The organism is Bradyrhizobium sp. SZCCHNR3119, assembly GCF_032487775.1.
Taxonomy (GTDB): domain Bacteria; phylum Pseudomonadota; class Alphaproteobacteria; order Rhizobiales; family Xanthobacteraceae; genus Bradyrhizobium.
In genome coordinates, this window is the sequence record NZ_JAUEUV010000001.1 from 5049498 (window position 1) to 5072224 (window position 22727).

At 64.0% G+C, this 22727-nt stretch carries 22 protein-coding genes; 11 read left to right on the forward strand and 11 right to left on the reverse strand.

What is annotated here, in order from left to right; genetic code table 11:
* Positions 1-27: 27 nt before the first annotated feature.
* The 8 genes from QX034_RS23240 to QX034_RS23275 form a co-directional block, all read right to left on the reverse strand.
* Positions 28-1539 (reverse strand): ABC transporter substrate-binding protein, encoded by a 1512-nt coding sequence (locus tag QX034_RS23240; RefSeq protein WP_315706303.1) that lies wholly within the window; start codon positions 1537-1539, stop codon positions 28-30.
* 504 nt (positions 1540-2043) lie between these two features.
* On the reverse strand, positions 2044-2754 hold the full coding sequence (locus tag QX034_RS23245; protein WP_315706302.1) for a DUF1028 domain-containing protein: 711 nt from the start codon (positions 2752-2754) through the stop codon (positions 2044-2046).
* A 10-nt stretch (positions 2755-2764) separates the two neighbouring features.
* Complete coding sequence (locus QX034_RS23250; protein WP_315706301.1) at positions 2765-4567, reverse strand: gamma-glutamyltransferase family protein; 1803 nt, start codon at positions 4565-4567, stop codon at positions 2765-2767.
* A gap of 101 nt (positions 4568-4668) precedes the next feature.
* Positions 4669-5664, reverse strand: coding sequence for an oligopeptide/dipeptide ABC transporter ATP-binding protein (locus QX034_RS23255; protein WP_315706300.1), 996 nt, complete (start codon positions 5662-5664; stop codon positions 4669-4671).
* Entirely contained in the window at positions 5661-6644 is a 984-nt protein-coding gene (locus QX034_RS23260) for an ABC transporter ATP-binding protein (protein ID WP_315706299.1), read from the reverse strand. The genes QX034_RS23255 and QX034_RS23260 overlap by 4 nt, the downstream gene beginning before the upstream one ends.
* Positions 6645-6675: 31 nt before the next feature.
* A complete protein-coding gene (locus tag QX034_RS23265) occupies positions 6676-7647 on the reverse strand; it encodes an ABC transporter permease (RefSeq protein ID WP_315706298.1) in 972 nt (323 codons plus the stop codon).
* On the reverse strand, positions 7644-8630 hold the full coding sequence (locus QX034_RS23270) for an ABC transporter permease (RefSeq protein ID WP_316173669.1): 987 nt from the start codon (positions 8628-8630) through the stop codon (positions 7644-7646). Before QX034_RS23270 ends, QX034_RS23265 begins: the two co-directional genes overlap by 4 nt.
* A gap of 103 nt (positions 8631-8733) precedes the next feature.
* Positions 8734-10332: an ABC transporter substrate-binding protein gene (locus QX034_RS23275; RefSeq protein WP_315729754.1), complete on the reverse strand. Its 1599-nt coding sequence runs from the start codon at positions 10330-10332 to the stop codon at positions 8734-8736.
* Positions 10333-10896: 564 nt separating this feature from the next.
* On the opposite strand from QX034_RS23275, the gene QX034_RS23280 reads away from it, so the two are divergent.
* Together QX034_RS23280 and QX034_RS23285 are read left to right on the forward strand one after the other, a co-directional pair.
* Positions 10897-11157, forward strand: a complete 261-nt coding sequence (locus tag QX034_RS23280) for a DUF6489 family protein (RefSeq protein ID WP_315706295.1) — start codon at positions 10897-10899, stop codon at positions 11155-11157.
* Between the two features lie 134 nt (positions 11158-11291).
* On the forward strand, positions 11292-12296 hold the full coding sequence (locus QX034_RS23285; protein WP_316190669.1) for an alpha/beta hydrolase: 1005 nt from the start codon (positions 11292-11294) through the stop codon (positions 12294-12296).
* A 109-nt stretch (positions 12297-12405) separates the two neighbouring features.
* Here QX034_RS23285 and QX034_RS23290 read toward each other — a convergent pair whose 3' ends face one another.
* Positions 12406-13326 carry an alpha/beta hydrolase gene (locus tag QX034_RS23290; RefSeq protein WP_316195846.1) on the reverse strand — a complete coding sequence of 307 codons (921 nt, stop codon included), beginning with the start codon at positions 13324-13326 and terminating at the stop codon, positions 12406-12408.
* Positions 13327-13508: 182 nt separating this feature from the next.
* On the opposite strand from QX034_RS23290, the gene QX034_RS23295 reads away from it, so the two are divergent.
* The 8 genes from QX034_RS23295 to paaE all read left to right on the forward strand — a co-directional run bounded on the left by QX034_RS23295 (position 13509) and on the right by paaE (position 19514).
* A complete protein-coding gene (locus tag QX034_RS23295; protein ID WP_315769530.1) occupies positions 13509-13907 on the forward strand; it encodes a hypothetical protein in 399 nt (132 codons plus the stop codon).
* Between the two features lie 159 nt (positions 13908-14066).
* Positions 14067-14543 (forward strand): phasin family protein, encoded by a 477-nt coding sequence (locus tag QX034_RS23300; protein WP_315764862.1) that lies wholly within the window; start codon positions 14067-14069, stop codon positions 14541-14543.
* A 120-nt stretch (positions 14544-14663) separates the two neighbouring features.
* A complete protein-coding gene (gene paaX / locus QX034_RS23305; protein WP_316195848.1) occupies positions 14664-15530 on the forward strand; it encodes a phenylacetic acid degradation operon negative regulatory protein PaaX in 867 nt (288 codons plus the stop codon).
* Between the two features lie 93 nt (positions 15531-15623).
* Positions 15624-16613 (forward strand): 1,2-phenylacetyl-CoA epoxidase subunit PaaA, encoded by a 990-nt coding sequence (gene paaA / locus QX034_RS23310; protein WP_315706290.1) that lies wholly within the window; start codon positions 15624-15626, stop codon positions 16611-16613.
* 17 nt (positions 16614-16630) lie between these two features.
* On the forward strand, positions 16631-16918 hold the full coding sequence (paaB, locus tag QX034_RS23315) for a 1,2-phenylacetyl-CoA epoxidase subunit PaaB (protein WP_315706289.1): 288 nt from the start codon (positions 16631-16633) through the stop codon (positions 16916-16918).
* A gap of 133 nt (positions 16919-17051) precedes the next feature.
* Positions 17052-17828 carry a 1,2-phenylacetyl-CoA epoxidase subunit PaaC gene (gene paaC, locus QX034_RS23320; RefSeq protein ID WP_315706288.1) on the forward strand — a complete coding sequence of 259 codons (777 nt, stop codon included), beginning with the start codon at positions 17052-17054 and terminating at the stop codon, positions 17826-17828.
* Positions 17822-18325 (forward strand): 1,2-phenylacetyl-CoA epoxidase subunit PaaD, encoded by a 504-nt coding sequence (gene paaD / locus QX034_RS23325; protein ID WP_315706287.1) that lies wholly within the window; start codon positions 17822-17824, stop codon positions 18323-18325. Before paaC ends, paaD begins: the two co-directional genes overlap by 7 nt.
* A 112-nt stretch (positions 18326-18437) precedes the next feature.
* The gene (gene paaE, locus QX034_RS23330; RefSeq protein ID WP_315706286.1) at positions 18438-19514 is read left to right on the forward strand and encodes a 1,2-phenylacetyl-CoA epoxidase subunit PaaE; all 1077 of its coding nucleotides are present in this window, start codon (positions 18438-18440) and stop codon (positions 19512-19514) included.
* A gap of 111 nt (positions 19515-19625) precedes the next feature.
* Here paaE and paaK read toward each other — a convergent pair whose 3' ends face one another.
* Both paaK and paaI read right to left on the reverse strand, forming a co-directional pair.
* Entirely contained in the window at positions 19626-20957 is a 1332-nt protein-coding gene (paaK, locus tag QX034_RS23335; protein ID WP_315706285.1) for a phenylacetate--CoA ligase PaaK, read from the reverse strand.
* A gap of 19 nt (positions 20958-20976) precedes the next feature.
* Positions 20977-21435, reverse strand: coding sequence for a hydroxyphenylacetyl-CoA thioesterase PaaI (gene paaI / locus QX034_RS23340; RefSeq protein WP_315706284.1), 459 nt, complete (start codon positions 21433-21435; stop codon positions 20977-20979).
* Positions 21436-21655: 220 nt separating this feature from the next.
* Between paaI and QX034_RS23345 the strand changes: the two genes are divergently transcribed.
* A complete protein-coding gene (locus tag QX034_RS23345) occupies positions 21656-22720 on the forward strand; it encodes a YeeE/YedE family protein (RefSeq protein ID WP_315706356.1) in 1065 nt (354 codons plus the stop codon).
* Positions 22721-22727 lie beyond the last annotated feature (7 nt).

The following is a 22727-nucleotide window of genomic DNA, read 5'->3' on the forward strand; positions in this document are numbered from 1 at the left end:
ATGATCGTTCTCACTTTGCGGACATGCTCACTTCAGCTTCAGGCCGATCACGCGCACCAGCCCGTCAGGCATCTGCTTGTAGCCTTCGAGCTTCTTGGTGTGCGCGAACAGCAGCTTGCGGTGATAGATATAGATGATCGGCTCGTCGTTCAGGATCACCTTGGTCAGCTTCTCATAGAGCGCCTTGCGCTGCGCAGGATCGGTGACGGCGCGAGCATCTTCCATCAGCTTGTCGGCCGCTGCGCTGGAATAGCCGCCGTCGTTCTGCGGCGCGCCTGTGTGCAGGAAGACGTAGGAGTTGCCGTCGGGATCGATCCGGCCGCTCCAGTTGATCTGGAAGATCTGGAATTCGCCGGCCTGCGCCTGCTTGAAAGAGGTTGCGAACTCGATGACGCGGATCTTGATGTCGAAGCCGGCTTCGGCGGCCATCGACTGCACGACCTGTGCCACGGCCTCGTTCTCGGCCCCCTTCTGCACCATGTAGTCCACCGAGACGGGCAGGGCGACACCCGCCTCCTTCAGCAGCGCCTTGGCCTTTTCGACATCACGTGGGCGGATCGGGAAGGCCTGCTGATAGAACGGATGCGTCGGCGGCACCCATTGATTGCCCGGTGTGAACTCGCCGTTGAACACGACCTGATTCAGCGCCTCGCGATCGATCGCAAGGTCGAGCGCCTGGCGCACCTTCTCCGACTGGCTCAGTCCCCCTTTCGCCTTGTCCTTGCTGACGTTGATGGTGAGGCCGTAGTAGCCGAGCTCCGAGGCGGTCGAGAGCACGAGGTTGGGATCGGCGCGCACGTCCTTGATGTCGGTTGCGAGCACGCGCTCGATCAGGTCGAGGCCGCCGGATTTCAAATTGGCGAGCCGCACCGTGGCGTCGACGATCGGCTGGAACACGATTCTGTCGATGAAGACATTGTTCTTGTTCCAATAGTCGGCGAACCTCTCGAACACCATGCGGTCCTGCTGCACGCGTTCGACGAATTTGTAGGGACCTGCGCAGACGGGATGCAGGCCGAATTTGTCGCCTTCCTCCTTCGCGGCTTTGGGCGAGACCATCATGCCGGCACGGTCGGTGAGCTGGGAGATCAGCGGGGCGAAGGGCGCCTTGAGAACGAGCTTGATGGTGAGGGGATCGACGACCTCGACATGATCGACGCTTGCAAGTTCCGATTTTCGGAACGAGCCCTGCATGTTCATGTGGCGTTCGATCGAGAACTTCGCGGCCTCTGCGTCGAGCGGCTCGCCGTCGTGGAATTTGACGCCTGGACGGAGCTTGATCGTGACAGCCTTGCCGTCGGCGGAAGTCTCGTGGGAGAGCGCGAGCTGCGGGACGATGTTCAGCTTCTCATCGATATCGAACAGCTTGTCGCAGAAGGCTGAGAACACGATGCGGCCGACATAGGTGCGGCCGAGCGACGGGTCGAGCATGTCGGGATCTTCGGCGAGCCCGATGCGCAAGGTGGTCTCGGCCTGCGCTGCGACAGCGAAGGACACTATGAACGCGGCCGCTGCAGCGGCCAGGCGAACATTTCTCATCGTACTCACTCCATGCTCGAGCTTCCGCCGGCCGTATTGCAACGGGGCCGTTGCAGCCGCGCTATTGCAGCGGCGGCGCGATTGCAGCAGCGCTATTGCACCATTCGTACCAACACCGGATGCGAACCATCCTTCCGTACGGTCGACCGCGGCGATCGGTTTGTCCAGTGGTGGCGATCAGCTCCCGCTCGGGCAAATGAGCGCATCCGCGGCAAGCCGTTCCGCATTGCGAGACCGGCGCGCCGCCCCAAGAGCCGTCTCAAGAGTTGCGTGATCCATGCGGTATCAATGTGCGCTGGACACTTCGAAGCGAACGAGCGGCGCGACGCCGACTGCCGGAGAAGGTGCGTGTACAGCGCGCCGAAATCTGTCGAGTAGCAAAACGCAGCTGTGGTTTGCCTGCGGCATGTGCACGGTGTGATCGACCGCGCGGCATCGCGAAAGCACTTCAATGCTTGATCATCGTCGCCGTACGACCGGTTCTTGAGGCTCGATCGACTTTGCTCAGGGCTGGTTCGCCACGATGGCTGAGATTCCGGCCTCTATGACGGCCCGATCAGTGACGCCGGCGGGGTTGGCGCGCGTGGGCAGGAACTCGCGGAACTTCGTCCAGTGCGCCCGGCTCACCTGCTCGAGACGTTCGAGCTCGGCGAGCGGATCGGGGTGGTCGTCAACCCTGAGGTCAAGGATCGACCATTCCTCTTCGCCATAGATCGACAGAGCGGCCGATTGCTTGCCGCGCTTGTCGCCGCCGGCCGCTTCGCCCGCCCGCAAGGCAGCGATCAGCCGTGGCGCGAAGGGCAGGGCCGCATTGGTCAGATAGGCGCTTGCAGTCTCCTTCAGCACCTCTGCGCCGGCAAGCATATTGCCCGCGATCGAAAAATCCTCGCCTTCGAGATGCCCGCACCAGGGGATGCAAGCCTTGCCCGTATGCGCAGCTATCCGCCCCGCGTGATCGAGGATGTGTAGTTGCCGGCTGTCGCGGCCGGGATCGGCCGATGTGAGGATCTGGATGATCTCTTGCGGGGACCTGCCTTCGCGCAGCAGCTTTGCGCCGTCGATGCCGTAATAGGGATTGACCAGCGCTTGGGTCGCGATGCCCCCGCGGCCGGCGACGATGAAGGGGACGCGAGCGCCGACGGCGAAGAAGCGCGTGGCGACGGCGATCCCGATCTGGCCGGTGGAGCGGTCCTTGGCGATGATCGACCAGGTCATGCAGGGCGACCTATCGTCCGGCTGCGTAGCCTTGCATGCCGCGCGGATTGGCGGCAGCGCGGCGGCGACAGCCGATCTTGGAGGCTGCGGTCAGGCGGCCTTCGGACCAGTCCGGTCCGATCTCGACGATGTGGCCGCGGCGGCGGAGCTCCTCGACCGTGGCCTTCGGCACCCGGTTTTCGAGCACCAGCACGCCGGGGCGCGCGGTGCGCGGCCAGAACGAGATCGGGAAATGCTCGGAGTGCCAGGCCGGCGCGTCGATCGACTCCTGCAGATTCATCTTTGCGTGGACGTGGCGCAGGAAGAACTGCGTGTTCCACTGGTCTTGCTGGTCGCCGCCAGGCGATCCCCAGGCCAGATACGGCTCCCCGTCGCGCAACGCCATGGTCGGCGACAGTGTGGTGCGCGGACGCTTGCCCGGCACCAGCGCCGCTGGATGGTTTTTTTCCAGCCAGAACATCTGCGCCCGTGTCCCCAAGCAGAAGCCGAGCTCGGGAATGACGGGGGACGACTGCAACCACCCGCCCGAGGGCGTGGCCGAGATCATGTTGCCGTCGCGGTCGATAATGTCGAAATGCACGGTGTCACCGCGCACCTCACCGAAGCGGCCGACGGTCGGCTCGCCGGTGCCCATGGCACCGACCGCCTCGCGTGCGCCCTCGGCATGGCGCAGCTTGACCAGCGCGCCAAAACCTTCGACCGAGCCGGGCCGCAGTTCGAGCGAGGCCTTGTCCGAAATCAACTTGCGGCGTTCGTCGTTGTAGGTGTCGGACAGCAGCGTCGCGATCGGGATTTCGGTGAAATTGGGATCGCCATAGAACGCCTCGCGGTCGGCGTAGGCGAGCTTGGCGGCTTCGATCTGCAAATGGATGAAGTCGGGTCCGGTCGGATCGAGCCCGTCGAGCGAAAAGCCTTTCAACAGCGCGAGCTGCTGCAGCAGCACCGGTCCCTGGCTCCAGACGCCGGCCTTGCAGACGGTGTAGCGGCCGTACTCATAAGTGAGCGGCTCCTCAACGGTCGGCTGCCAGCGCGCCATGTCGTCGCCGGACAGCACGCCGCGATGCCGCGAACCCGAGACGTCCATGATCTCCTGCGACCGGCAGAAGCGATCGATGGCTTCGGCGACGAAGCCCTGCGACCACGTCGTTCGCGCGCGTTCGATCTGCGCTTCGCGATTTTCGCCCGCACTTTCTGCCTCCTGCAGGATGCGCGCATAGGTCGCCGCCAACTGCGGGTTGGTGAACAGCGTCCCGGGTTTCGGGACATCGTTGTTGGGCAGATAGACCGCCGCCGACGTCGGCCAGTGTGCGCGGAACAACTCCTCCACGGTCCGGATCGTCGCCGAGATGCGTTCGACCAGCGGATAGCCGTCGCGCGCATAAGCGATTGCAGGCTCCAGCACGTCGCGCAGCCGCATCGTGCCGTAGTCGCGCAGCAGCAGCATCCAGGACTCGAACGTGCCGGGCACGCAGGCCGCGAGAAGCCCGGTGCCGGGCACCATATCGAGACCCTCGCTCCGGTAATGCGCGATGGTGGCGCGTGCGGGCGCGGGCCCCTGGCCGCAGATCACTTCGGTCCGGCCGCGCCTCGCATCATGCAGGATGATCGGCACGTCGCCGCCGGGGCCGTTGAGATGCGGCTCGACCACTTGAAGCGTGAAAGCCGCCGCGACGCCCGCATCGAAGGCGTTGCCGCCTTTCTCCAGCATGGCCATGCCGACCGCAGTCGCGAGCCAGTGCGTGGAGGTCACGACGCCGAATGTGCCCTCGATCTCGGGGCGGGTGGTGAAGGGATCGGGATTGATGAAGCTCATGTGCATTCCATCTGGCAGCGCGGCGGTGACGCGTGGAGTTGATCATGGCTCCGCTGGCATGCCAACCACCGCGGCCACAGACCTCGTGTGCATTTGGGTGATTACGCCGGCACGGCCGTCGCTGCGGTCTGATTGACGGCATGGCAGGCCACCCCGTCGATCAGAGCCGGCGCCTCAAGACGGCAGCGGTCGAACGCCAGCGGGCAGCGCGGATTGAAGCTGCAGCCGGGCGGCGGATTGATCGGGTTCGGAATCTCGCCCTTGACCGGAATGCGCTGGCGACCGGACATCGAGAGGTCCGGCACCGCACCCAGCAGCATCTTGGTGTAGGGCATGCGCGGATTGCTGAACAGCGCGCGTCCTTCCGCGATCTCGACGATGCGGCCGAGATACATCACGCCGATGCGGCTCGCCATGTGGCGCACGACCGCGAGGTTGTGGCTGATGAAGAGGTAGGTGAGGCCGAGCCGGTCCTGCAGGTCGCGCATCAGATTGAGGATCTGCGCCTGCACCGACACGTCGAGCGCGGAGGTCGGCTCGTCGCACACGATGAACTCGGCCTCGGAGGCGAGCGCGCGTGCGATCGCGATGCGCTGGCGCTGGCCGCCGGAAAACTCATGCGGGAATTTCTGACCATCGTCGGGATGCAGGCCGACCAGGGTCAACAATTCGCCGACACGATCCTTGATCTGTCGCTCACCGTCGATCACACTGAACGCGCGGATCGGCTCGGCGATGATGGCCTGGACGCGGAAACGCGAATTGAGGCTCGCATAGGGGTCCTGAAACACCATTTGAATGCGGCGGCGCAGTTTCCGGCGCACCAGAGCCTGGCGTGGATCGGTCATCGACACGCCGTCGATGATGACCTCGCCCGACGTCGGCGGCAGCAGGCCGACCACCATCCGCGCCACCGTCGTCTTGCCCGAGCCGGATTCGCCGACGAGGGCGAAAGTCTCGCCGCGTCTGATGTTGAAGCTGACGCCATCGACAGCCTTCAGGAATTCCTGCTGCCCGCCCTCGAGCACGCGGTTGAGCCAGGGCTTCGACACGTCGAAGACCTGGCGCAGATTCCTGACCTCGACGAAATCAGTCATGCTGCGCTCTCCGTGGCCCGATCATAGAGGTGGCAGGCGACGGCCTGGGCTCCCTGGCGCAGCGGTTCAGGCCGCTCGATCCGGCAGCGATCGAACGCAAAGTCGCAGCGCGGATTGAAGGCGCAGCCGGCCGGTATGGCGGAGAGCCGTGGCATCGAACCTGGGATCTGCACCAGCCGTTTGTCCTCGCCTGCGAGCGTCGGGATCGCGCCCATCAAACCCTTGGCGTAAGGATGCAGCGGATTCTTGATCACCTCCTGCACCGGGCCGATCTCGGCAATGCGGCCGGCATACATGACGGCGACGCGGTCGCAGGTCTCGGCGATCACGCCCATGTCGTGCGTCACCAGCATCACCGCCGTGCCATGATCGCGGCCGAGCCGCTTGATCAGCGCGATGATCTGCGCCTGCACCGAGACGTCGAGCGCGGTGGTCGGCTCGTCTGCGATGATCAGTTCGGGCTCGGCGCAGAGCGCGAGCGCAATGACGACGCGCTGGCGCATGCCGCCGGAGAATTCGTGCGGATAGCCGTCGATGCGCTTCTCCGGCGCGGGAATGCCGACTTCGGCCAGCAGATCGATCGCGCGCCGGCGGGCCTGCTGGTCGGTGAGACTGGTATGGGTCTTGATGGTTTCGACGATCTGATCGCCGATCCGGTAGAGCGGGTTCAGCGAGGTCAGCGGATCCTGGAAGATCATGCCGATCCGCTTTCCGCGCACCTGGCGCATCGCTTCCGCCTCGAGATTGTCGATCCGCAAGCCGGACAAATAGATTTCGCCGCCGGCGATGCGGCCGGGCCGGTCGATCAGGCCGATCACGGCCAGCCCGGTGACGGATTTGCCGGCGCCGGATTCGCCGACCACCCCGAGCACCTCGCCCTTGGCGATGTCGAAAGAGATGCCGTCGATCGCGTGCAGGATGCCGCGGCGACTGGCGAACTCGACCTGCAGATTGCGCACGGACAGAACGGGGACAGACATCAACTGATACCTTCAGATCGCGACGGGCGGTTCACCGCAGCTTCGGATTGAGTGCGTCGCGCAGCCAGTCGCCGAGCAGGTTGATCGCAAGAATGAGCAGAGCCAGCGTCAGGCCCGGGAACGCCACGATCCACCACTCGCCGGCAAACAGATAATTGTTGCCGATACGGATCAGGGTGCCGAGCGAGGGCATGGTTTCGGGCATGCCGGAGCCGAGAAAGGACAGCGTCGCCTCGGTGATGATGGCGAGCGCGAGGTTGATGGTCGCAATCACCAGCACCGGCCCGGTGGTGTTGGGCAGCACATGGCGCAGCAGGATCACTGGCGCCGGCAGGCCGATCAGCTGTGCTGCCGCGACGTAGTCCTTGTTCTTCTCGATCATGACCGAGCCGCGCACCGTGCGCGCATATTGCACCCAGAAGCTCAAGCCGATCGCGATCACCAGCACGGCGAGCATGCTCGCGGAATCGAGGCGGTCGCCGAACACGGACTTGACGACGCCGTTGACCAGAAGCGCGATCAGGATCGCGGGGAAGGTCAGCTGCACGTCGGCAATGCGCATGATGATGGTGTCGACCACGCCGCCGAAATAGCCGGCGACCAACCCGAGCCCGACGCCCAGCACTCCCGACAGCACGACGCCGAGCACGCCGACGACGAGCGATATCCGCAAGCCATAAAGGATCGCCGACAGCACGTCGCGGCCCTGCTCGTCGGTGCCGAGCAGGAACGGGCTTTGGCCGTCGGCAGTCCACAGCGGGGCAATGCGCGAGTTCATCAGCTGCAGTTGCGCCGGATCGAACGGATTTTGCACCGCGAGCAGGGGAGCGAAGACCGCCAGCAGGAACAGCGCAAGCGTCACGATGGCTGCCACCATCGTGAGCTTCGAGCGACGGAAGGAATAAAGCAGGTCGCTCGCGAGCGCGCGCTTCAGCCAGCTGTCGGAGCCGCCCGGGGCCGGCGCGCTTGCCTCGGCGTTGTGGGGGACGACGGTGTCGCTCATGACGAGGCCGGCCGGCTGATGGTCGCGCGCAGGCGCGGATCGACCACGGTGTAGAGGATATCGACGATCAGGTTGATGGTGACGAACATCAAGGAAACCATGACGAGGTAGGCGGCCATGATCGGGATGTCGACATTCTGCACCGCCTGGACGAATAGCAGGCCCATTCCCGGCCACTGGAACACCGTTTCGGTGATGATTGAGAAGGCAATAACCGAGCCAAATTGCAGGCCCACCACGGTGATGACGGGAACCAGCGTGTTGCGCAGCGCATGCCCGAAATGGATCGCGCGCGTGGTCAGCCCGCGGGCACGTGCGAAGCGGATGTAGTCGGTGCGCAGCACTTCCAGCATTTCAGCCCGCACCAGCCGCATGATCAGCGTCATCTGAAACAGCGCGAGCGTCACCGAAGGCATGATCAGGGCTTTCAGCCCGGAGGCGGTGAGAAGGCCGGTGCTCCACCAGCCGAGCTTCACCGTGTCGCCGCGGCCGAATGATGGCAGCCAGCCGAGCGTCACCGAGAACAGGTAGATCAGCAGAATCCCGATCAGGAAAGTCGGCAGCGAAATGCCGATCAACGAGACCGCCTGCAGAAGCTTCGCCGAGAGCGAGTCGCGCCGCAGCGCGGAATAGACGCCCATCAGGATGCCAAAGACCAGGGCGAGGATCGTGGCGCAGATCGCAAGCTCCAGCGTGGCGGGCATCCGCTCCTTGAGGAGGTCGGCCACCGGCTGGCGGAACTGATAAGACACGCCGAAATTGAATTGCGCTGCATTGATCAGGTAGTGCGCGAACTGCACGATTACGGGATCATCGAGACCGAGCGATTTGCGGATGTTGGCGCGCTCGGCCGCGGATGTATCCAGCGCCACGATCTGGCTGACGGGATCGCCGGCGAAGCGGAACATCGCGAAGGCGATCACACCGACCACAATCATGACGCCGATGGCCTGGATGACCCGGCGAAGCGTGAAGGCGAGCATCTTGTCTCTAACTTCCTCCAGAAAGCGTGGCGGGTAGCATCGCGCGCCGCAAATGAAAAGCCCCGAAAGCGACACAAGCTTCCGGGGCTCTGAGGCTTGCCGCTTATTCGGACTTGGTGGCCAAGTACAGCAGCACCATGTTGTCCGCGCGCAGCGGAATCTTCACTTTTTTCGAGACACCCCAGGCGACCGCCTGCTGGTGCAGCGGGATGTAGCCGTAATCCTTGATGCCGATCTGAAACGCCTGCTTGATCAGTTGATCGCGCTTGGCGGTGTCAGTCTCGACCAGGATCTTGTCCGTCAGGGCGTCGAGGTCCTTGTTGCAGTAATTGCCGAGATTGGCCTCGCCGCGGGTCGGGTCCTTGGCGTCGTCGCGGCAGCCCATGATGTCATGCAGCACGTTGTGCGAGTCCATCGAGGAGGGGGTCCAGCCCAGAAGGAAGAACGACGTGTTGTAGCCGCCGGGCTTCAGGACCTTGGCGAAATACTGCGCCTTGGGCTGGGCCAGCAGGTTCACCTTGACGCCGATGCGGGCCAGCATGCCGACCACGGCCTGGCAGATCGCGGCGTCGTTGACGTAGCGATCGTTCGGGCAATCCAGCGTGACTTCGAAGCCGTCGGGATAGCCGGCTTCGGTCAAGAGCTTCTTCGCGGCGTCAGGATCGGCCTTCTCCCGGGTGAAGTCTTTCGACAGGTCGAACAGCTGCGGCGCGATCATCAGCGCCGTCGGCGTCGACATGCCGCGCATGACGCGGGTCTTGATCAGGTCGACGTCGATCGCCTTGTAGAAGGCCTCGCGGACGCGGACGTCCTTGAACGGGTTCTTGCCCTTGACGTTGGAGAACAGGAGCTCGTCCCTGCTCTCGTCCATGCCGAGGAAGATGGTGCGCAGCTCCGGACCGGTCAGCACCGTGGCCGTGCCGCTCGAATTGACCCGCTGGATGTCCTGCACCGGCACCGGCTCGATGATGTCGACCTCGCCGGAGAGCAGCGCCGCTACCCGCGTCGCATCGGAGGCGATGGTCGTGAACACGATCTCCTTCAGATTGTGCTCGGGCTTGCCCCACCAGTTCGGGTTCGCCTTGAACACGGTCTTGACGCCGGGCTGGTGGCTTTCGACCATGAACGGGCCGGTGCCGTTCTCATGCAGCGAGGCATAGCTCGGCGTTGTCGCCGAGACCGGCGTCGGCGCGACCGAGTTGTTCTCCTCGCACCACTTCTTGTCCATGATGTACCAGGTATCCCATTGCGAGATCAGAATGGGATTGGGCGCAGCCAGCTTCACGTCCACCGTGTAGTCGTCGACCTTGATGAACTTCGCATCGGGCGGGACGTTGGACAGGAAGTTCGAGCCGTTGGCGCGGACGCGTTCGGCCGAGAAGATCACATCGTCTGCGGTGAAGGGATCGCCGTTGTGAAACTTGACGCCCTTGCGCAGGTGGAAGCGCCAGCGGGTCGGCTCCGGCGTTTCCCAGCTTTCGGCCAGTCCCGGAACGATCTTGAGATCCTTGTCGCGCGCCGTGAGGCCTTCATAGATATGGGCGTGGTGCGCGATCGTGGTCGATTCCTTGAAGGAATAGGGGTCGAGCGATTTCAAGGTCCCCTGGTTGGCATAGCGCAAGCTCTGGCTCGATGCCGGCCCCGTCACGAAGGCGAGGAGCGCGAGGGTGAGCGCTGAGATAAGCGAGTGGCGTATCGCCATATGTTCAAATTCTCCGCTTTAAGCCGCTAGTCTTTTCGGCAGTCTGATGAGCTGGCGCCCATTCGTGTTTGACCTGATGATCGTCGCAACGCGTCCCGAGTGGACTTCGGAAGGCAACAGGCAGCGCGCGCACTTGAGATGCCGCAAGATGCCGGTCGCTTGCAAGACTGGTGCCGGGCCAAAGCGGCCGTTTCAGGTGCAAGGCGTTTGCCAGCAGTTCAGGCCGGACGTCCTCCGACGGCCGGCATGTTGCAGAGTTCTCCTGCCGCGGACAAGCCCGCCCCGATTACCCATTGGGGTATGGTTAGCCGCCGCCCCCGACATCGCAGTGCACCAGGGTGGATCAGGGAGCGACTGTCCGGGGCACAGCCTCGCTCTACTCCCCGGTTGACCATATTGCAGGAATCGCGTGCGCTGCAGCGCGGCTCGCTTGCGAGAGAGACTTGGTGCGGTGATACTCTTCTCATCGCTTCTGAACTGAAACGGTCCCGGCGACTTGTTGGCTGGGGGCAGGGCTCTTCAGGTCGGCGGCACGAGGGCGGTTCGAACAGCGCGGAGCGCGACATGAAAGTCAATATCGAGATCGATTGCACGCCGTTGGAGGCGCGGCAATTCTTCGGACTGCCTGACGTCGGCCCGATGCAGACCGCCGTCATGGACAAGCTGCAGCAACAGATGATGAGCAACATCGACAAGATGGCCCCGGAGGCCCTGCTGCAGAGCTGGTTCAGCTTCGATCCCAAGCTGGCGGAGAAGTTTCAGGATCTGTTCGTGACCATGACCGGCCTCGGTGGCCCCCGGTCGAACGACCGGAAATCTGCCTGATCGCCTGCTTGGCATGTCGTCTGAGGCGGCGCCGTCGGCGGCCGCTTGCGTTGGCTTGAGCTGACCTGCACGATCATGGCGGGCGGCTCAACTGCTGCGCCGCCCGATAACAAAGCACACGAACGGGAGGAGCTATGAGCGAGGCCACGGCCATGCCGCCGCTGCAGTTTGCCGAAACCAACGGCATCCGCATGGGCTATTACGAGGCGGGACCGGCTACCGACCGGCCTCCCATGGTGCTGTGCCATGGCTGGCCGGAACTGGCTTTCTCCTGGCGGCATCAGATCAGGGCGCTCGGCGAAGCCGGCATCCGGGTGATCGCACCCGACCAGCGCGGCTATGGGGCGACCGATCGGCCGGAGCCGGTCGAGGCTTATGACCTCGAGAATCTGACCGCCGATCTGGTCGGCCTGCTCGATCATCTGAAGATCGACAAGGCGATCTTTGTCGGTCACGACTGGGGCGGCTTCGTCGTCTGGCAGATGCCCTTGCGCTATCCCGACCGCGTCGCCGGCGTGGTCGGCATCAACACGCCGCATCTTCCCCGCGCGCCCGCCGACCCGATCGATATCATGCGCAAGCGCTTTGGCGAGACGATGTATATCGTCCAGTTCCAGGATCCGGGACGCGAGCCGGACCGGATATTTGGAAGCAGGGTCGAACAGACCTTCGACGCCTTCATGCGCAAGCCGCTGCCGCGCAACGATGCCGATGCGAAGGAGCCGCCGGTCGGCGGCATCGGCGCGGCGAGAACGGTCAACTTGGCCTTTCCGCAGATGGTGGCTGCCTATGACGCCAGTCGCGACAACCGACAGCCGATCCTCTCGGACGATGAAAAGCGGGTGTTTGTCGAGACGTTCAAAAAGACCGGCTTCACCGGCGGGATCAACTGGTACCGCAACATGTCCCGCAATTGGCGGCGATCCGAGGGGCTGGATCACACCGTCCGCGTGCCGTCCCTGATGATCATGGCCGAGAACGATGCCGTGCTGCCGCCGTCTGCTGCGGACGGCATGGAAAGGCTGGTGCCTGACCTCGAGAAATATCTGGTGCGCGACAGCGGCCATTGGACGCAGCAGGAACAGCCGGCGGAGGTCAGCGCCAAGCTGATCGAATGGCGTAGGCGGCGGTTCGGGTGATCTGAAGAGATAAGACGTTCCGCCAGTTAGCCAGACAGGCGGTGTCGTCCCTGGTTCGCAGGGACGACACCTTTCTTTTCCTTGCGGCAACCGCTCGTGCCCAAATGCGTCACGCCGCCTCGGCGCTGGCGCCGTGCGCATGCGCTGCGATCGCATCGATGATCTGCGGCCATGTCCGGATCGTCAGCGCATGGCCCATGCCGTCGATCATCAGCAGCTTGGCATTCGGAATCGACTCAGCCGTGTCCCGCCCGCCGGCGGGATGCACCAGCGGATCCCGGGTGCCGTGAATGACCAAGGTCGGCACCTCCACCAAATGCAGCCGTGGTTTGCGGCTGCCGGAGGCCAGGATCGCCCGGAGTTGCCGGGCGACGCCGGCTGCATTGATGCCGCGGGCAAAGCAGCGTTCGGCCAGCGCACGGTCGCGTGCTTCGTCTTCCGGGAAGGAACCGGCGCGCAGCATCTTCCAGGTGAGGGCGAAGCGTTCGATATATTGCTCCTTGGTTTTGGGTGCCGGCATCATCAGCATCATCGCGGCCTCCCGGCTCGGCGGCGGAATCCGCGGATTGCCGGTGGTCGACATGATCGAGGTCAATGACCTCACGCGGTCGGGGAAGGAGAGCGCGAGCTCCTGGGCGATCATGCCACCCATCGAGGCGCCGACCAGATGCGCGGACTTGATACCGAGCACCTCCATCAGCCCGACCGTATCCTTGGCCATGTCGATGAGCTTGTAGGGCGCGGACACCGGAATATGGAAGAAGCGCAGCTTGAGCAGCTCGAACGGCGTGAGCCGCTTGCCGCCGTGCATCTTGCCGGATTGGCCGATATCGCGATTGTCGAAGCGGATGACGCGAAAGCCGCGGGCAGCGAGTTGCGCGCAGAACTCATCGTCCCAGATCAGCATCTGGCCGCCAAGCCCCATGATCAGCAGCAGCGGCTCCGCGCTGGGATCGCCGAAGATCTCGTAGCAGATGTCGATTCCGTTGGCGCGCGCGATTTGCGGAGGCTGACGAGCAATGGCGGTCACAACTGGGTTCCTCGTTGCAAAGCGGGGGGAACTGTATCGCATGTTGCCGAAACCGGGAGAAGGCGGTGCGCAGGCCGCCTCATTCGCCGCATGTCTCGATCGGCTCATGAAGGCTGGCCCATGATATGGTGGCCACCAAGGTTTGAGTCTCGTGATCTCGCTCGGCGACAAGGAGGATGCCGATGGTGGACAAGACGGGTGATGCGATTGCGTTGTGGCAGCAAATGGTCGGCGAGATGCAGAAGAGCTTTGCCGCCTTCGCCAAGCAAGGCTTGGGCTCATCGCCAATGGGACGCCAAGCGGACAACCGGGGAGCGTCCGCTCCGGGAGCGCAGCAACAGATCGCCGATCTGATGGAAAACTATTTCATCGGCATGAACCTGCCCAGCCGCGGCCAGCTCAACGAGATGGTCGAGCGGCTCCGGTCGATCGAGCTCGAATTAAGCGAGATCAAGGTGCTGCTACAGCAGGCGGTCAAGACTGCTCCTTCCAAGCAAACCGCCCCTCGAGCCGGCAAACGCAGCTCTAGGCGTGCAGCCGCGGATGCAGAAGCCCCGGACTCGGTGAAACGGCCCGATTAAGCGCTTGGCGTTCTCTATCCCGCATCCCGCATAAACGATAGTTCATGTTGCATTGCAATATTTATGTTGCAATGCAACATGGGGCGTGGCATGACTATGAAACCCCGGGTCCATGTGGGCGGGGGAGAAGCCATAGCTCAGCAGAGGATGGAGAAATCAATGACCACTGAAACCAACACTGGGTTCGACAGCGTCAAGCAGGCCTTCGGGCCGATGACCGACGCCCTGAAGAACCTGCAAACGATGGAAATGCCGGAATCCGCGCGCGAGTTCTTCAAGAAGGCCACGTCGACGGCCAAGGAGCGCGTCGCCGATGCTTTCGCCGGCTCGGAAAAGGTGACCGCAGTGATCGAGACCGCTGTTGCTGAGGGTGTCAGCGAAGCGACCAAGATCACCCGCAACATCCAGCAGGCGATCCATCAGGATACCGAGGCGTTCTTTGACGGGCTGGACAAGCTGGCGTCCGCCAAGACCTTCAGCGAGGCGGTCCAGATCCAGTCGGAACTCGCGCGGGCGCGCGGTGAAGCGCTCATCTCGCGGGCGAAGTCGAGCACCGAGTATTTCGGCAAGCTGGTGGCCGATGGCGCCAAGACCATCCAGGACAACCTGTCCAAGGCCTACACCAAGTCGGCCTGATCGCCGTCGGGCCCTCAACGTACTGAATGCCGCCTGGGCCCGCGCTTTGCGGGCCTTCTTTTTTGATCCGTTTGGACCTGCGGTGTCGGAGTGCGACAAAACACGCTATGCGTGGTCACCATGCCGCAGCCGCTCTCCCACATCATCGATCAGCTCAAGCGCGAGCCCTCGCGCACCGGCTCGCTCATCATCACTGTGTTCGGCGACGCCATCGTGCCGCGCGGCGGGACGGTGTGGCTTGGAACGCTGTTGGAATTCTTCGCCGGCCTCGATATCGACGGCAGCGTCGTGCGCACGGCGATGTCGCGCCTCACCGCCGAAGGCTGGTTCGAGCGCGGTAAGGTCGGCCGTAACAGCTTCTATCGCCTGGTGAAGCAGGGACAGCAGAGCTTTGCCGCCGCGACCCGCCACATCTACGACCCGCCGCCGACGGAATGGACCGGGAGCTTCGAGCTGCTCCTGATCAGCGGCGCCGATCAGCGCGAGGCGGCGCGCGATGCGCTCAAGAATGCGGGCTTCGGCAGTCCGCTGCCGGGCGTGTTTGTCGCGCCGGCGGGCACCGTCGTACCGGAGGAGGCCCGGGAGGCGCTGCGTCTCGATGCGTCCGCCGCCCCCGACATGGCCCGGCGCCTCTTGGCCGAGAGCTGGACACTGGACCGCACGGCGGAGGCCTATCTGAAGTTCATTGCCACCTTCACGCCGCTGCAGATTTGCCTGCACAAGCAGCAGGCTTTGTCCGAGGGTGACGCCTTCACCGCGCGCATCCTCTTGATCCACCATTACCGCCGCATCGTGCTGCGCGATCCGCTGCTGCCGGCGGAACTGTTGCCGAAGGACTGGCCGGGAGGTCGGGCGCGGAGGCTGTGTGGCGAGATCTATCGCGCCCTGCTGCCTGGTTCCGAGCGCTGGCTCGACCGGCACGCAACCGACGAGAATGGCCCGCTACCGCCAGCCGGGGAGGCGCTCGGCCGCCGTTTCGGCGATTGATGATCTGCGCTGATATATTACAAAAATGGATTGCATAGATTAGATTGTGTTATATATTGCCGGCAACCAAGTCCTGGGAGGACACGTCGCCGCATGTATACGCAGGCGCTCAATACGCCCGAGGAGGGCTCCCTTGCGGAGGACATGGCACAGGCGGCGCGCTTCCAGGCGCGTATCGACGCCGAGGAACGCATCGAGCCCAACGATTGGATGCCGGTCGCCTATCGCAAGACGCTGATCCGGCAGATTTCCCAGCACGCCCATTCCGAGATCGTCGGCATGTTGCCGGAAGGCAATTGGATCACGCGTGCGCCGAGCCTGCGCCGCAAGGCCGCGCTGCTCGCCAAGGTGCAGGACGAGTGTGGCCACGGCCTCTACCTCTACGCCGCCGCCGAAACGCTCGGAGCGTCCCGCGAGGAACTGGTCGACGCGATGCTGGCCGGCAAGGCCAAATATTCCTCGATCTTCAATTATCCGACGCTGACCTGGGCGGACATCGGCGTGATCGGCTGGCTGGTCGATGGCGCTGCGATCATGAACCAGATTCCGCTCTGTCGCTGCTCCTATGGCCCCTATGCGCGCGCGATGATCCGCGTCTGCAAGGAGGAATCCTTCCACCAGCGCCAGGGCTACGAGATCATGCTGACGCTGTGCCGCGGTACGACCGAGCAGAAGGCGATGGCGCAGGATGCGCTGAACCGCTGGTGGTGGCCGGTGCTCATGATGTTCGGTCCGCCCGATCAGGTGAGCCAGCACAGCGACGCTTCCACGAAGTGGAAGATCAAGCGCTTCTCTAACGATGAGCTGAGGCAGAAATTCATCGATGCCACGGTGCCGCAGGCGCAATATCTCGGGCTCGCCATTCCCGATCCCGAGATGACGCAGGACGATAATGGGCATTGGATTCACGGCACGATCGATTGGAATGAGTTCAAGCAGGTGCTCGCCGGCAACGGTCCCTGCAACCGCGACCGCATGGCCGCACGTCGCAAGGCTCACGAAGACGGTGCTTGGGTCCGCGAGGCAGCGGCCGCCTATGCGCGCAAGCGCCGCTATCGCGACACCGCGCAGGCTGCCGAATAGATCGAAGGGAGATCGCCATGGCAACTCCGGACACCCCGCTATGGGAGGTCTTCATCCGCAGCCGCAACGGCCTCGCCCACAAGCATTGCGGCTCGCTCCACGCGCCTGATGCCACCATGGCGTTGCAGGCGGCGCGCGACATCTACACCCGCCGCGGCGAGGGGCTGTCGATCTGGGTGGTGCCGTCGAGCGCGATCACTGCTTCCGACCCCGCCGACAAGGGCATGATGTTCGAGCCAGCTGAGTCGAAGATCTATCGCCACCCGACCTTTTACGAAGTGCCCGATGAGGTCGGGCATATGTGATTGCCGACGGACGTTCAGCCATCCGTCATTGCGAGCGCAGCGAAGCAATCCAGGCTGTGTGCGCGGAGATAGTCTGGATTGCTTCGTCGCGTTGCTCCTCGCAATGACGTCGAGTATGCCGCAGGTATCGAGCATGGCCGCCGCTTCGATCGAAGTCACCGAAACCCCGCTAGTGCTTTACACGCTGCGCCGCGCCGACGATGCGCTGATCCTCGGTCATCGGCTGTCCGAATGGTGCGGCCACGCGCCCATGCTCGAAGAGGATATGGCGCTGTCGAACATGGCGCTCGACCTGATCGGCCAGGCGCGCGAACTTTATGGCTACGCCGCGAAAGTCGAAGCTCGCGACAATGACGAGGACGCGCTCGCTTATCTCCGCGACGTGAGACAATACCGCAACCTGCTGCTGGTCGAGCGTCCCAATGGCGACTTCGCCTATACGATGGTGCGGCAATGGTTCTATTCGGCCTTCGCCGATCGCTATTGGCAGGCGATGATGCGCTCCAACGACGCGACACTTGCGGCGATCGCAGCGAAGTCGGAAAAAGAGAGCGCCTATCACCTGCGCCACGCGAGCGAATGGATCATCCGGCTCGGCGACGGCACCGATCAAAGCCATGCGCGGGCGCAGGCGGCCATCGACGACCTCTGGGCCTATACCGGCGAGATGTTCAGCATCGATGACAGCGAGCGCGGGTTGATCGACGCCGGGGTTGCGATCGATCCGACGACGCTGCTACCGGATTGGCTGGCGGCGGTGTCGCAGATCGCGCGCGAAGCCACGCTGGTTCTGCCGGAGAACGACTGGATGCAGCAGGGTGGCCGCGACGGACGCCACAGCGAGCATCTCGGCCACCTGCTGAGCGAGCTGCAATATATGCAGCGCAGTTTTCCGGGCGCTACATGGTAGCGACTGCGACCAGCGACGCCGATCTGCGCCAGCGCGCCTGGGAGGCTGCCGCGAGCGTGACCGATCCGGAAATTCCGGTATTGACGATCGATGATCTCGGCGTGCTGCGCGAGGTCGAGGTCAGCGGCGACCGCGTCGAGGTCGCTGTGACCCCGACCTATTCCGGTTGTCCCGCGATGAACATGATCGCGCTGGAGATCGAGCTTGCGCTCGAGCGCGCCGGCTTTCGTGAGATTCACGTGCGCACCGTATTGTCGCCGGCCTGGACGACGGATTGGATGAGCGAGGAGGGCCGCCGCAAGCTGAGGGAATACGGTATCGCGCCGCCACTAGCCGCAAATAGCCGCCGTGCGCTGTTCGGCCTCGAGCAGGTGAGCTGTCCGCAATGCGGTTCTGCGGAGACGGAGCTGTTGTCCGAATTTGGCTCGACCTCGTGCAAGGCGCTGTGGCGCTGCAAAGCCTGCCGCGAACCGTTCGATTATTTCAAGTGCCACTAGCTCATGAACATCCGTCATTGCGAGCGCAACGAGGCAATCCAGAATGCCCGGATGGCAAGAGCCTGGATTGCTTCGTCGCGTTGCTCCTCGCAATGACGGAGGGATAGGTTCGATGTCCACTCCGCGCTTCCATCATCTCGCTGTCAACGACCTGCGCCGCGAGGCGCCTGATGCGGTCTCGCTGACGTTTGCGATTCCCCGCGAGCTTGCCGGCGACTATCATTTCTCGCCCGGGCAATATCTCACCCTGCGCACCACGCTCGGCGGCGAGGAGGTGAGGCGGTCCTACTCGATCTGCTCAGGCCCCGATGACGGCGAGATCCGCATTGCGGTGAAGCGCGTCGATGGCGGCGCGTTCTCCAGTTTCGTGACCGATGAACTGAAGTGCGGCGATGAGCTCGACGTGATGACGCCGACCGGCCGCTTCGGCGTAGCACCCGAGCCGGATGCGGCACGCATCCATGTCGGCTTCGCGGCCGGCTCCGGGATCACGCCGATCCTGTCGATCATCAAGGGCGTGCTGGCGCGCGAGCCGAAGAGCCGATTCTTCCTGTTCTACGGCAACCGCGCCACCGCGGGTATGCTGTTTCGCGAAGAGCTGGAGGAGCTCAAGGACCGCTACCTCGATCGGTTGTCGATATTCCATGTCATCTCCGGCGAGGAGCAGGACATCCCGATCCTGCACGGTCGCCTCGATGCCGAGAAGGTGAGGGTGCTGTTGCGTTCGCTGGTGCCGGCCGAGAGCGTCGACCATGTCTTCATCTGCGGTCCCTCGGGCATGAGCGACGAGCTCGAGCCGACCTGCCGTGAGCTCGGCATCGCCGCAGACCGCATTCATGTCGAGCGCTTCGTCTCCGGGCTCGGCGGCAAGCCGCGGCCGAAAGCGGTCGTGCCAGCGTCGGCGCCGCCAAAGGCAATGGCGGCCCTGATCATCGACGGCAAGCGGCGCGAGGTGCCGGTCGCCGAGGGCGAGGCGATCCTCGACGCCGCATTGCGCGCCGGCGTCGATCTGCCCTTTGCCTGCAAGGGCGGCATGTGTTCGACCTGCCGCGCCCGGCTCGTCGAAGGCAAAGCGGAAATGGAACTGAACTATTCACTGGAGCCGTGGGAGCTCAAGGCCGGTTTCGTGCTCACCTGCCAGGCCAAACCGACGACGGAGCGCGTCGTCGTGGATTACGATCATATGTAACCGCGGCGTCATTGCGAGCGAAGCGAAGCAATCCAGTATGCGTCCGTCTTGAAAGTCTGGATTGCTTCGTCGCTTTGCTCCTCGCAATGACGACGGTGAGTGCGAACTTGATTAATCCTTCGGCCTACTGTCCTTCACGCGTTTGGCCTTGCCGGCCGAGCGCTCCAGCGTGTCGGGGGCCACCACCTTCACCTTCGCAGTCAGGCCGATCGTGTTCTTGATGTGCGTGGAGATGAAGTCGGCATGGCCAGTCAATCCGCTGCCGTCCCAGACCTCCTGCCGCGCCTCGGCGAAGATCGTCAGCTCGTCCATGCGGCCGTCGCGCGTCAGCTCCAGCATGAAGTGGCCGCCGCACCAGTCGGTCGCCAGCAAGATTTCCTCGATCTGGGTCGGGAACAGGTTGACGCCGCGCAGGATGATCATGTCGTCGGAGCGTCCCGTGACCTTCTCCATCCGTCGCATGCCGGGCCGCGCTGTGCCGGGTAACAAGCGCGTCAGGTCGCGGGTGCGATAGCGGATCACGGGAAAGGCTTCCTTGGTCAGCGAGGTGAACACCAGCTCGCCCATCTCGCCTTCCGGCAGCACCGCGCCGGTGTCGGGGTCGATGATCTCCGGATAGAAATGATCCTCCCAGATGTGCAGGCCGTCCTTGGTCTCCAGGCATTCCTGCGCGACGCCGGGACCGATCACCTCCGAGAGCCCGTAGATGTCGGTCGCGTCCATGGCGAAGGCGTCCTCGATCTCGGCACGCATCGCGTTGGTCCAGGGTTCGGCGCCGAAGATGCCGAGCTTGAGCGAGCTCTGCCGTGGATCGAGGTTCTGCCGCTTGAACTCATCAAGGATCGCCAGCATGTAGCTCGGCGTCACCGTGATGATCTCGGGCCGGAAGTCGTTGATCAGCTGCACCTGACGCTCGGTCATGCCGCCGGAGATCGGCACCACGGTGCAGCCGAGCTGCTCGGCGCCGTAATGCACGCCTAAGCCGCCCGTGAACAGGCCATAGCCATAGGCATTGTGGATGATCATGCCACGTCGGCCGCCGGCGGCGCGGATCGAGCGCGCCATTACGCTCGACCATGTCGCGATGTCGGCCCTGGTGTAGCCGACCACGGTCGGCTTGCCGGTGGTGCCGGAAGAGGCGTGGATACGGACCAGCTGCTCGCGCGGGACCGCGAACATGCCGAACGGGTAATTGTCGCGGAGGTCGGTCTTCGAGGTGAACGGAAACTTGGCGAGATCGGAGAGGTCGCGAAAGTCGGACGGGTGCGCGCCGATACGGTCGAACGCGCGCTTGTAATGCGCGACGTTGTCATAGGCGTGCTTGAGCGACCAGGCCAGCCGTTCGGTCTGCAGCGTCATGATCTGGTCGCGCGAGGCGCGCTCGGTCTCGTCCATCTCAGGCACGTAGCCGTCCGGCTGTGATTGGGATCTGGTGAGGGCCATGGCTCTTTGTTCTCCGGCGTCAGCTTGGGCCGTGGGCATCGCCGACGGTCACGAGCGTGCCGCCGATGCTGCGGGAGTGGCCGCGGAATTCTGCGATGACGACTTCGCCTGCAAAGACGCGAACGTCGTAGATGCCGGAGCGTCCGCTCCGCGAGATTTCGGTCGCACGCGCGATGAGACGGTCGCCGAGCTTGCCTGGGCGGATGAAGGTGATGCTGCCTTGCGCCGCCACGGTGCGCTCATTGTGGGTGTTGCAGGCAAAGGCGAAGGCAGAATCGGCGAGTGTGAAGATAAAACCGCCATGGGCGATGCCGTGACCGTTGACCATGTGCGGCTGAATCGTCATCTGCAGCGTTGCCCGGCCCGGGCCGATCTCGACGATCTCCATGCCGAGCCCCTGGCTCGCCCGGTCGTCCTTCCACATGGCCTCGGCGCAGGCTCGCGCCAGCGCCTCCGGCGAAGCTCGCTCGCCGGTCATCGCCATATCTCCAACCGCCGGCGAATCTCCGGTTGCGCAGCCACGGCGTTCTCTCCCAATGGTGCTTGTTGGAACAAGCTTTCTGAACTAGTTAAACACGCATCGTGGCAAAGATTCCGCGCGCGTCAAGCGAAAGCCGGTGATGCCCCGGCATCGCTGTCCCCGTTTCCGTGCTGCAAGAAGGATCCCGCCATTGCGCGAAGCCGCCGATCTGGCTGTCATCGCCGGTCTTGTGATCGGCCTCGTCTATGGCGCGGTGGGGCTCTTGAGCGGGTTTTGCATGATGAGCTCGTTGCGCGGCTGGTGGGCGGGCGGCGACAGTCGTCTGGTCCGCACCTACGCCCTGGCGATGGGCGTCGCCATCTTGGCCACGCAGATGTTGGCCATCGAGGGCTTCGTTGACCTTGGCAAGTCGATCTATCTGCAGCCGACCTTCTCCGTACCCGTGATGTTCGCCGGCGGCCTGCTGTTCGGCTATGGCATGGTGCTGGCGAACGGCTGCGGCTCGCGGGCCCTGGTGCTGCTCGGACGTGGCAATCTGCGCTCCTTCGTCGTGGTGGTTGTGCTCGGGATCGTGGCCGAGATGACCTTGAAGGGACTGATCGCGCCGGTGCGGATTGCGCTTGTGCAGGCTTCGCAGGCCACGACGACAGCGACGTCTTTGCCGGCCTTGCTGTCGAGCGGCGGGCTGCATGGCGCGTCGGCTCGGCTGTTGCCGGCACTTGTTCTGTCCGGTGCGCTTCTCAGCTTTGCCTTCGCACATCGCCGGTTTCGCCGCGCACCGGGCCAGATCGCCGCAGGGCTCCTGGTCGGGCTTCTGATCGCGGCCGGATGGTTCGCGACCGGATATCTCGGGGCCGACGATTTCAATCCGGTGCCGGTGGCATCGCTGACCTTCGTCGCGCCGATCGCCGACAGCCTGCAATACGTGATGCTCTCGACCGGCCTCACGGTCAATTTCGGTGTTGCCACGGTCGGTGGTGTTCTGGCCGGCAGCTTCGGGACGGCCCTGCTGACGAGGCGCTTCAAGCTCGAAGGCTTCCATTCGCCTCGTCATATGCTGCGGTCGGCCGGCGGAGCGGCGTTGATGGGCGTCGGCGGCGTGATGGCATTGGGCTGCTCGGTCGGGCAGGGGCTGACTGGCCTGTCGACCCTGGCGCTGGCCTCGTTCGTCGCCGTCGCCGGCATCTTTGCCGGCACGGCACTGGGCTTGCGCGGGGCGCTGCGGGTTCAGCCGCTGGCGCATGAGCCGGGACAGGCTCTCAAGAGCGAGCCCGCGCGCTGAGGCCCGT

What these genes read in the sequence shown, in the direction of transcription:
- QX034_RS23245 (WP_315706302.1), bottom strand. Translation starts at nt 2,754, where the DNA reads ATGACCTGGTCGATCATCGCCAAGGACCGCTCCACCGGCCAGATCGGG.
- paaB (WP_315706289.1), top strand. Translation starts at nt 16,631, where the DNA reads ATGGCAACTCCGGACACCCCGCTATGGGAGGTCTTCATCCGCAGCCGC.
- QX034_RS23265 (WP_315706298.1), bottom strand. Translation starts at nt 7,647, where the DNA reads ATGAGCGACACCGTCGTCCCCCACAACGCCGAGGCAAGCGCGCCGGCC.
- QX034_RS23255 (WP_315706300.1), bottom strand. Translation starts at nt 5,664, where the DNA reads ATGACTGATTTCGTCGAGGTCAGGAATCTGCGCCAGGTCTTCGACGTG.
- paaD (WP_315706287.1), top strand. Translation starts at nt 17,822, where the DNA reads ATGGTAGCGACTGCGACCAGCGACGCCGATCTGCGCCAGCGCGCCTGG.
- QX034_RS23250 (WP_315706301.1), bottom strand. Translation starts at nt 4,567, where the DNA reads ATGAGCTTCATCAATCCCGATCCCTTCACCACCCGCCCCGAGATCGAG.
- QX034_RS23300 (WP_315764862.1), top strand. Translation starts at nt 14,067, where the DNA reads ATGACCACTGAAACCAACACTGGGTTCGACAGCGTCAAGCAGGCCTTC.
- paaX (WP_316195848.1), top strand. Translation starts at nt 14,664, where the DNA reads ATGCCGCAGCCGCTCTCCCACATCATCGATCAGCTCAAGCGCGAGCCC.
- QX034_RS23295 (WP_315769530.1), top strand. Translation starts at nt 13,509, where the DNA reads ATGGTGGACAAGACGGGTGATGCGATTGCGTTGTGGCAGCAAATGGTC.
- paaK (WP_315706285.1), bottom strand. Translation starts at nt 20,957, where the DNA reads ATGGCCCTCACCAGATCCCAATCACAGCCGGACGGCTACGTGCCTGAG.
- QX034_RS23240 (WP_315706303.1), bottom strand. Translation starts at nt 1,539, where the DNA reads ATGAGAAATGTTCGCCTGGCCGCTGCAGCGGCCGCGTTCATAGTGTCC.
- paaI (WP_315706284.1), bottom strand. Translation starts at nt 21,435, where the DNA reads ATGACCGGCGAGCGAGCTTCGCCGGAGGCGCTGGCGCGAGCCTGCGCC.
- QX034_RS23280 (WP_315706295.1), top strand. Translation starts at nt 10,897, where the DNA reads ATGAAAGTCAATATCGAGATCGATTGCACGCCGTTGGAGGCGCGGCAA.
- paaE (WP_315706286.1), top strand. Translation starts at nt 18,438, where the DNA reads ATGTCCACTCCGCGCTTCCATCATCTCGCTGTCAACGACCTGCGCCGC.
- paaA (WP_315706290.1), top strand. Translation starts at nt 15,624, where the DNA reads ATGTATACGCAGGCGCTCAATACGCCCGAGGAGGGCTCCCTTGCGGAG.
- QX034_RS23275 (WP_315729754.1), bottom strand. Translation starts at nt 10,332, where the DNA reads ATGGCGATACGCCACTCGCTTATCTCAGCGCTCACCCTCGCGCTCCTC.
- QX034_RS23260 (WP_315706299.1), bottom strand. Translation starts at nt 6,644, where the DNA reads ATGTCTGTCCCCGTTCTGTCCGTGCGCAATCTGCAGGTCGAGTTCGCC.
- QX034_RS23285 (WP_316190669.1), top strand. Translation starts at nt 11,292, where the DNA reads ATGAGCGAGGCCACGGCCATGCCGCCGCTGCAGTTTGCCGAAACCAAC.
- QX034_RS23270 (WP_316173669.1), bottom strand. Translation starts at nt 8,630, where the DNA reads ATGCTCGCCTTCACGCTTCGCCGGGTCATCCAGGCCATCGGCGTCATG.
- paaC (WP_315706288.1), top strand. Translation starts at nt 17,052, where the DNA reads ATGGCCGCCGCTTCGATCGAAGTCACCGAAACCCCGCTAGTGCTTTAC.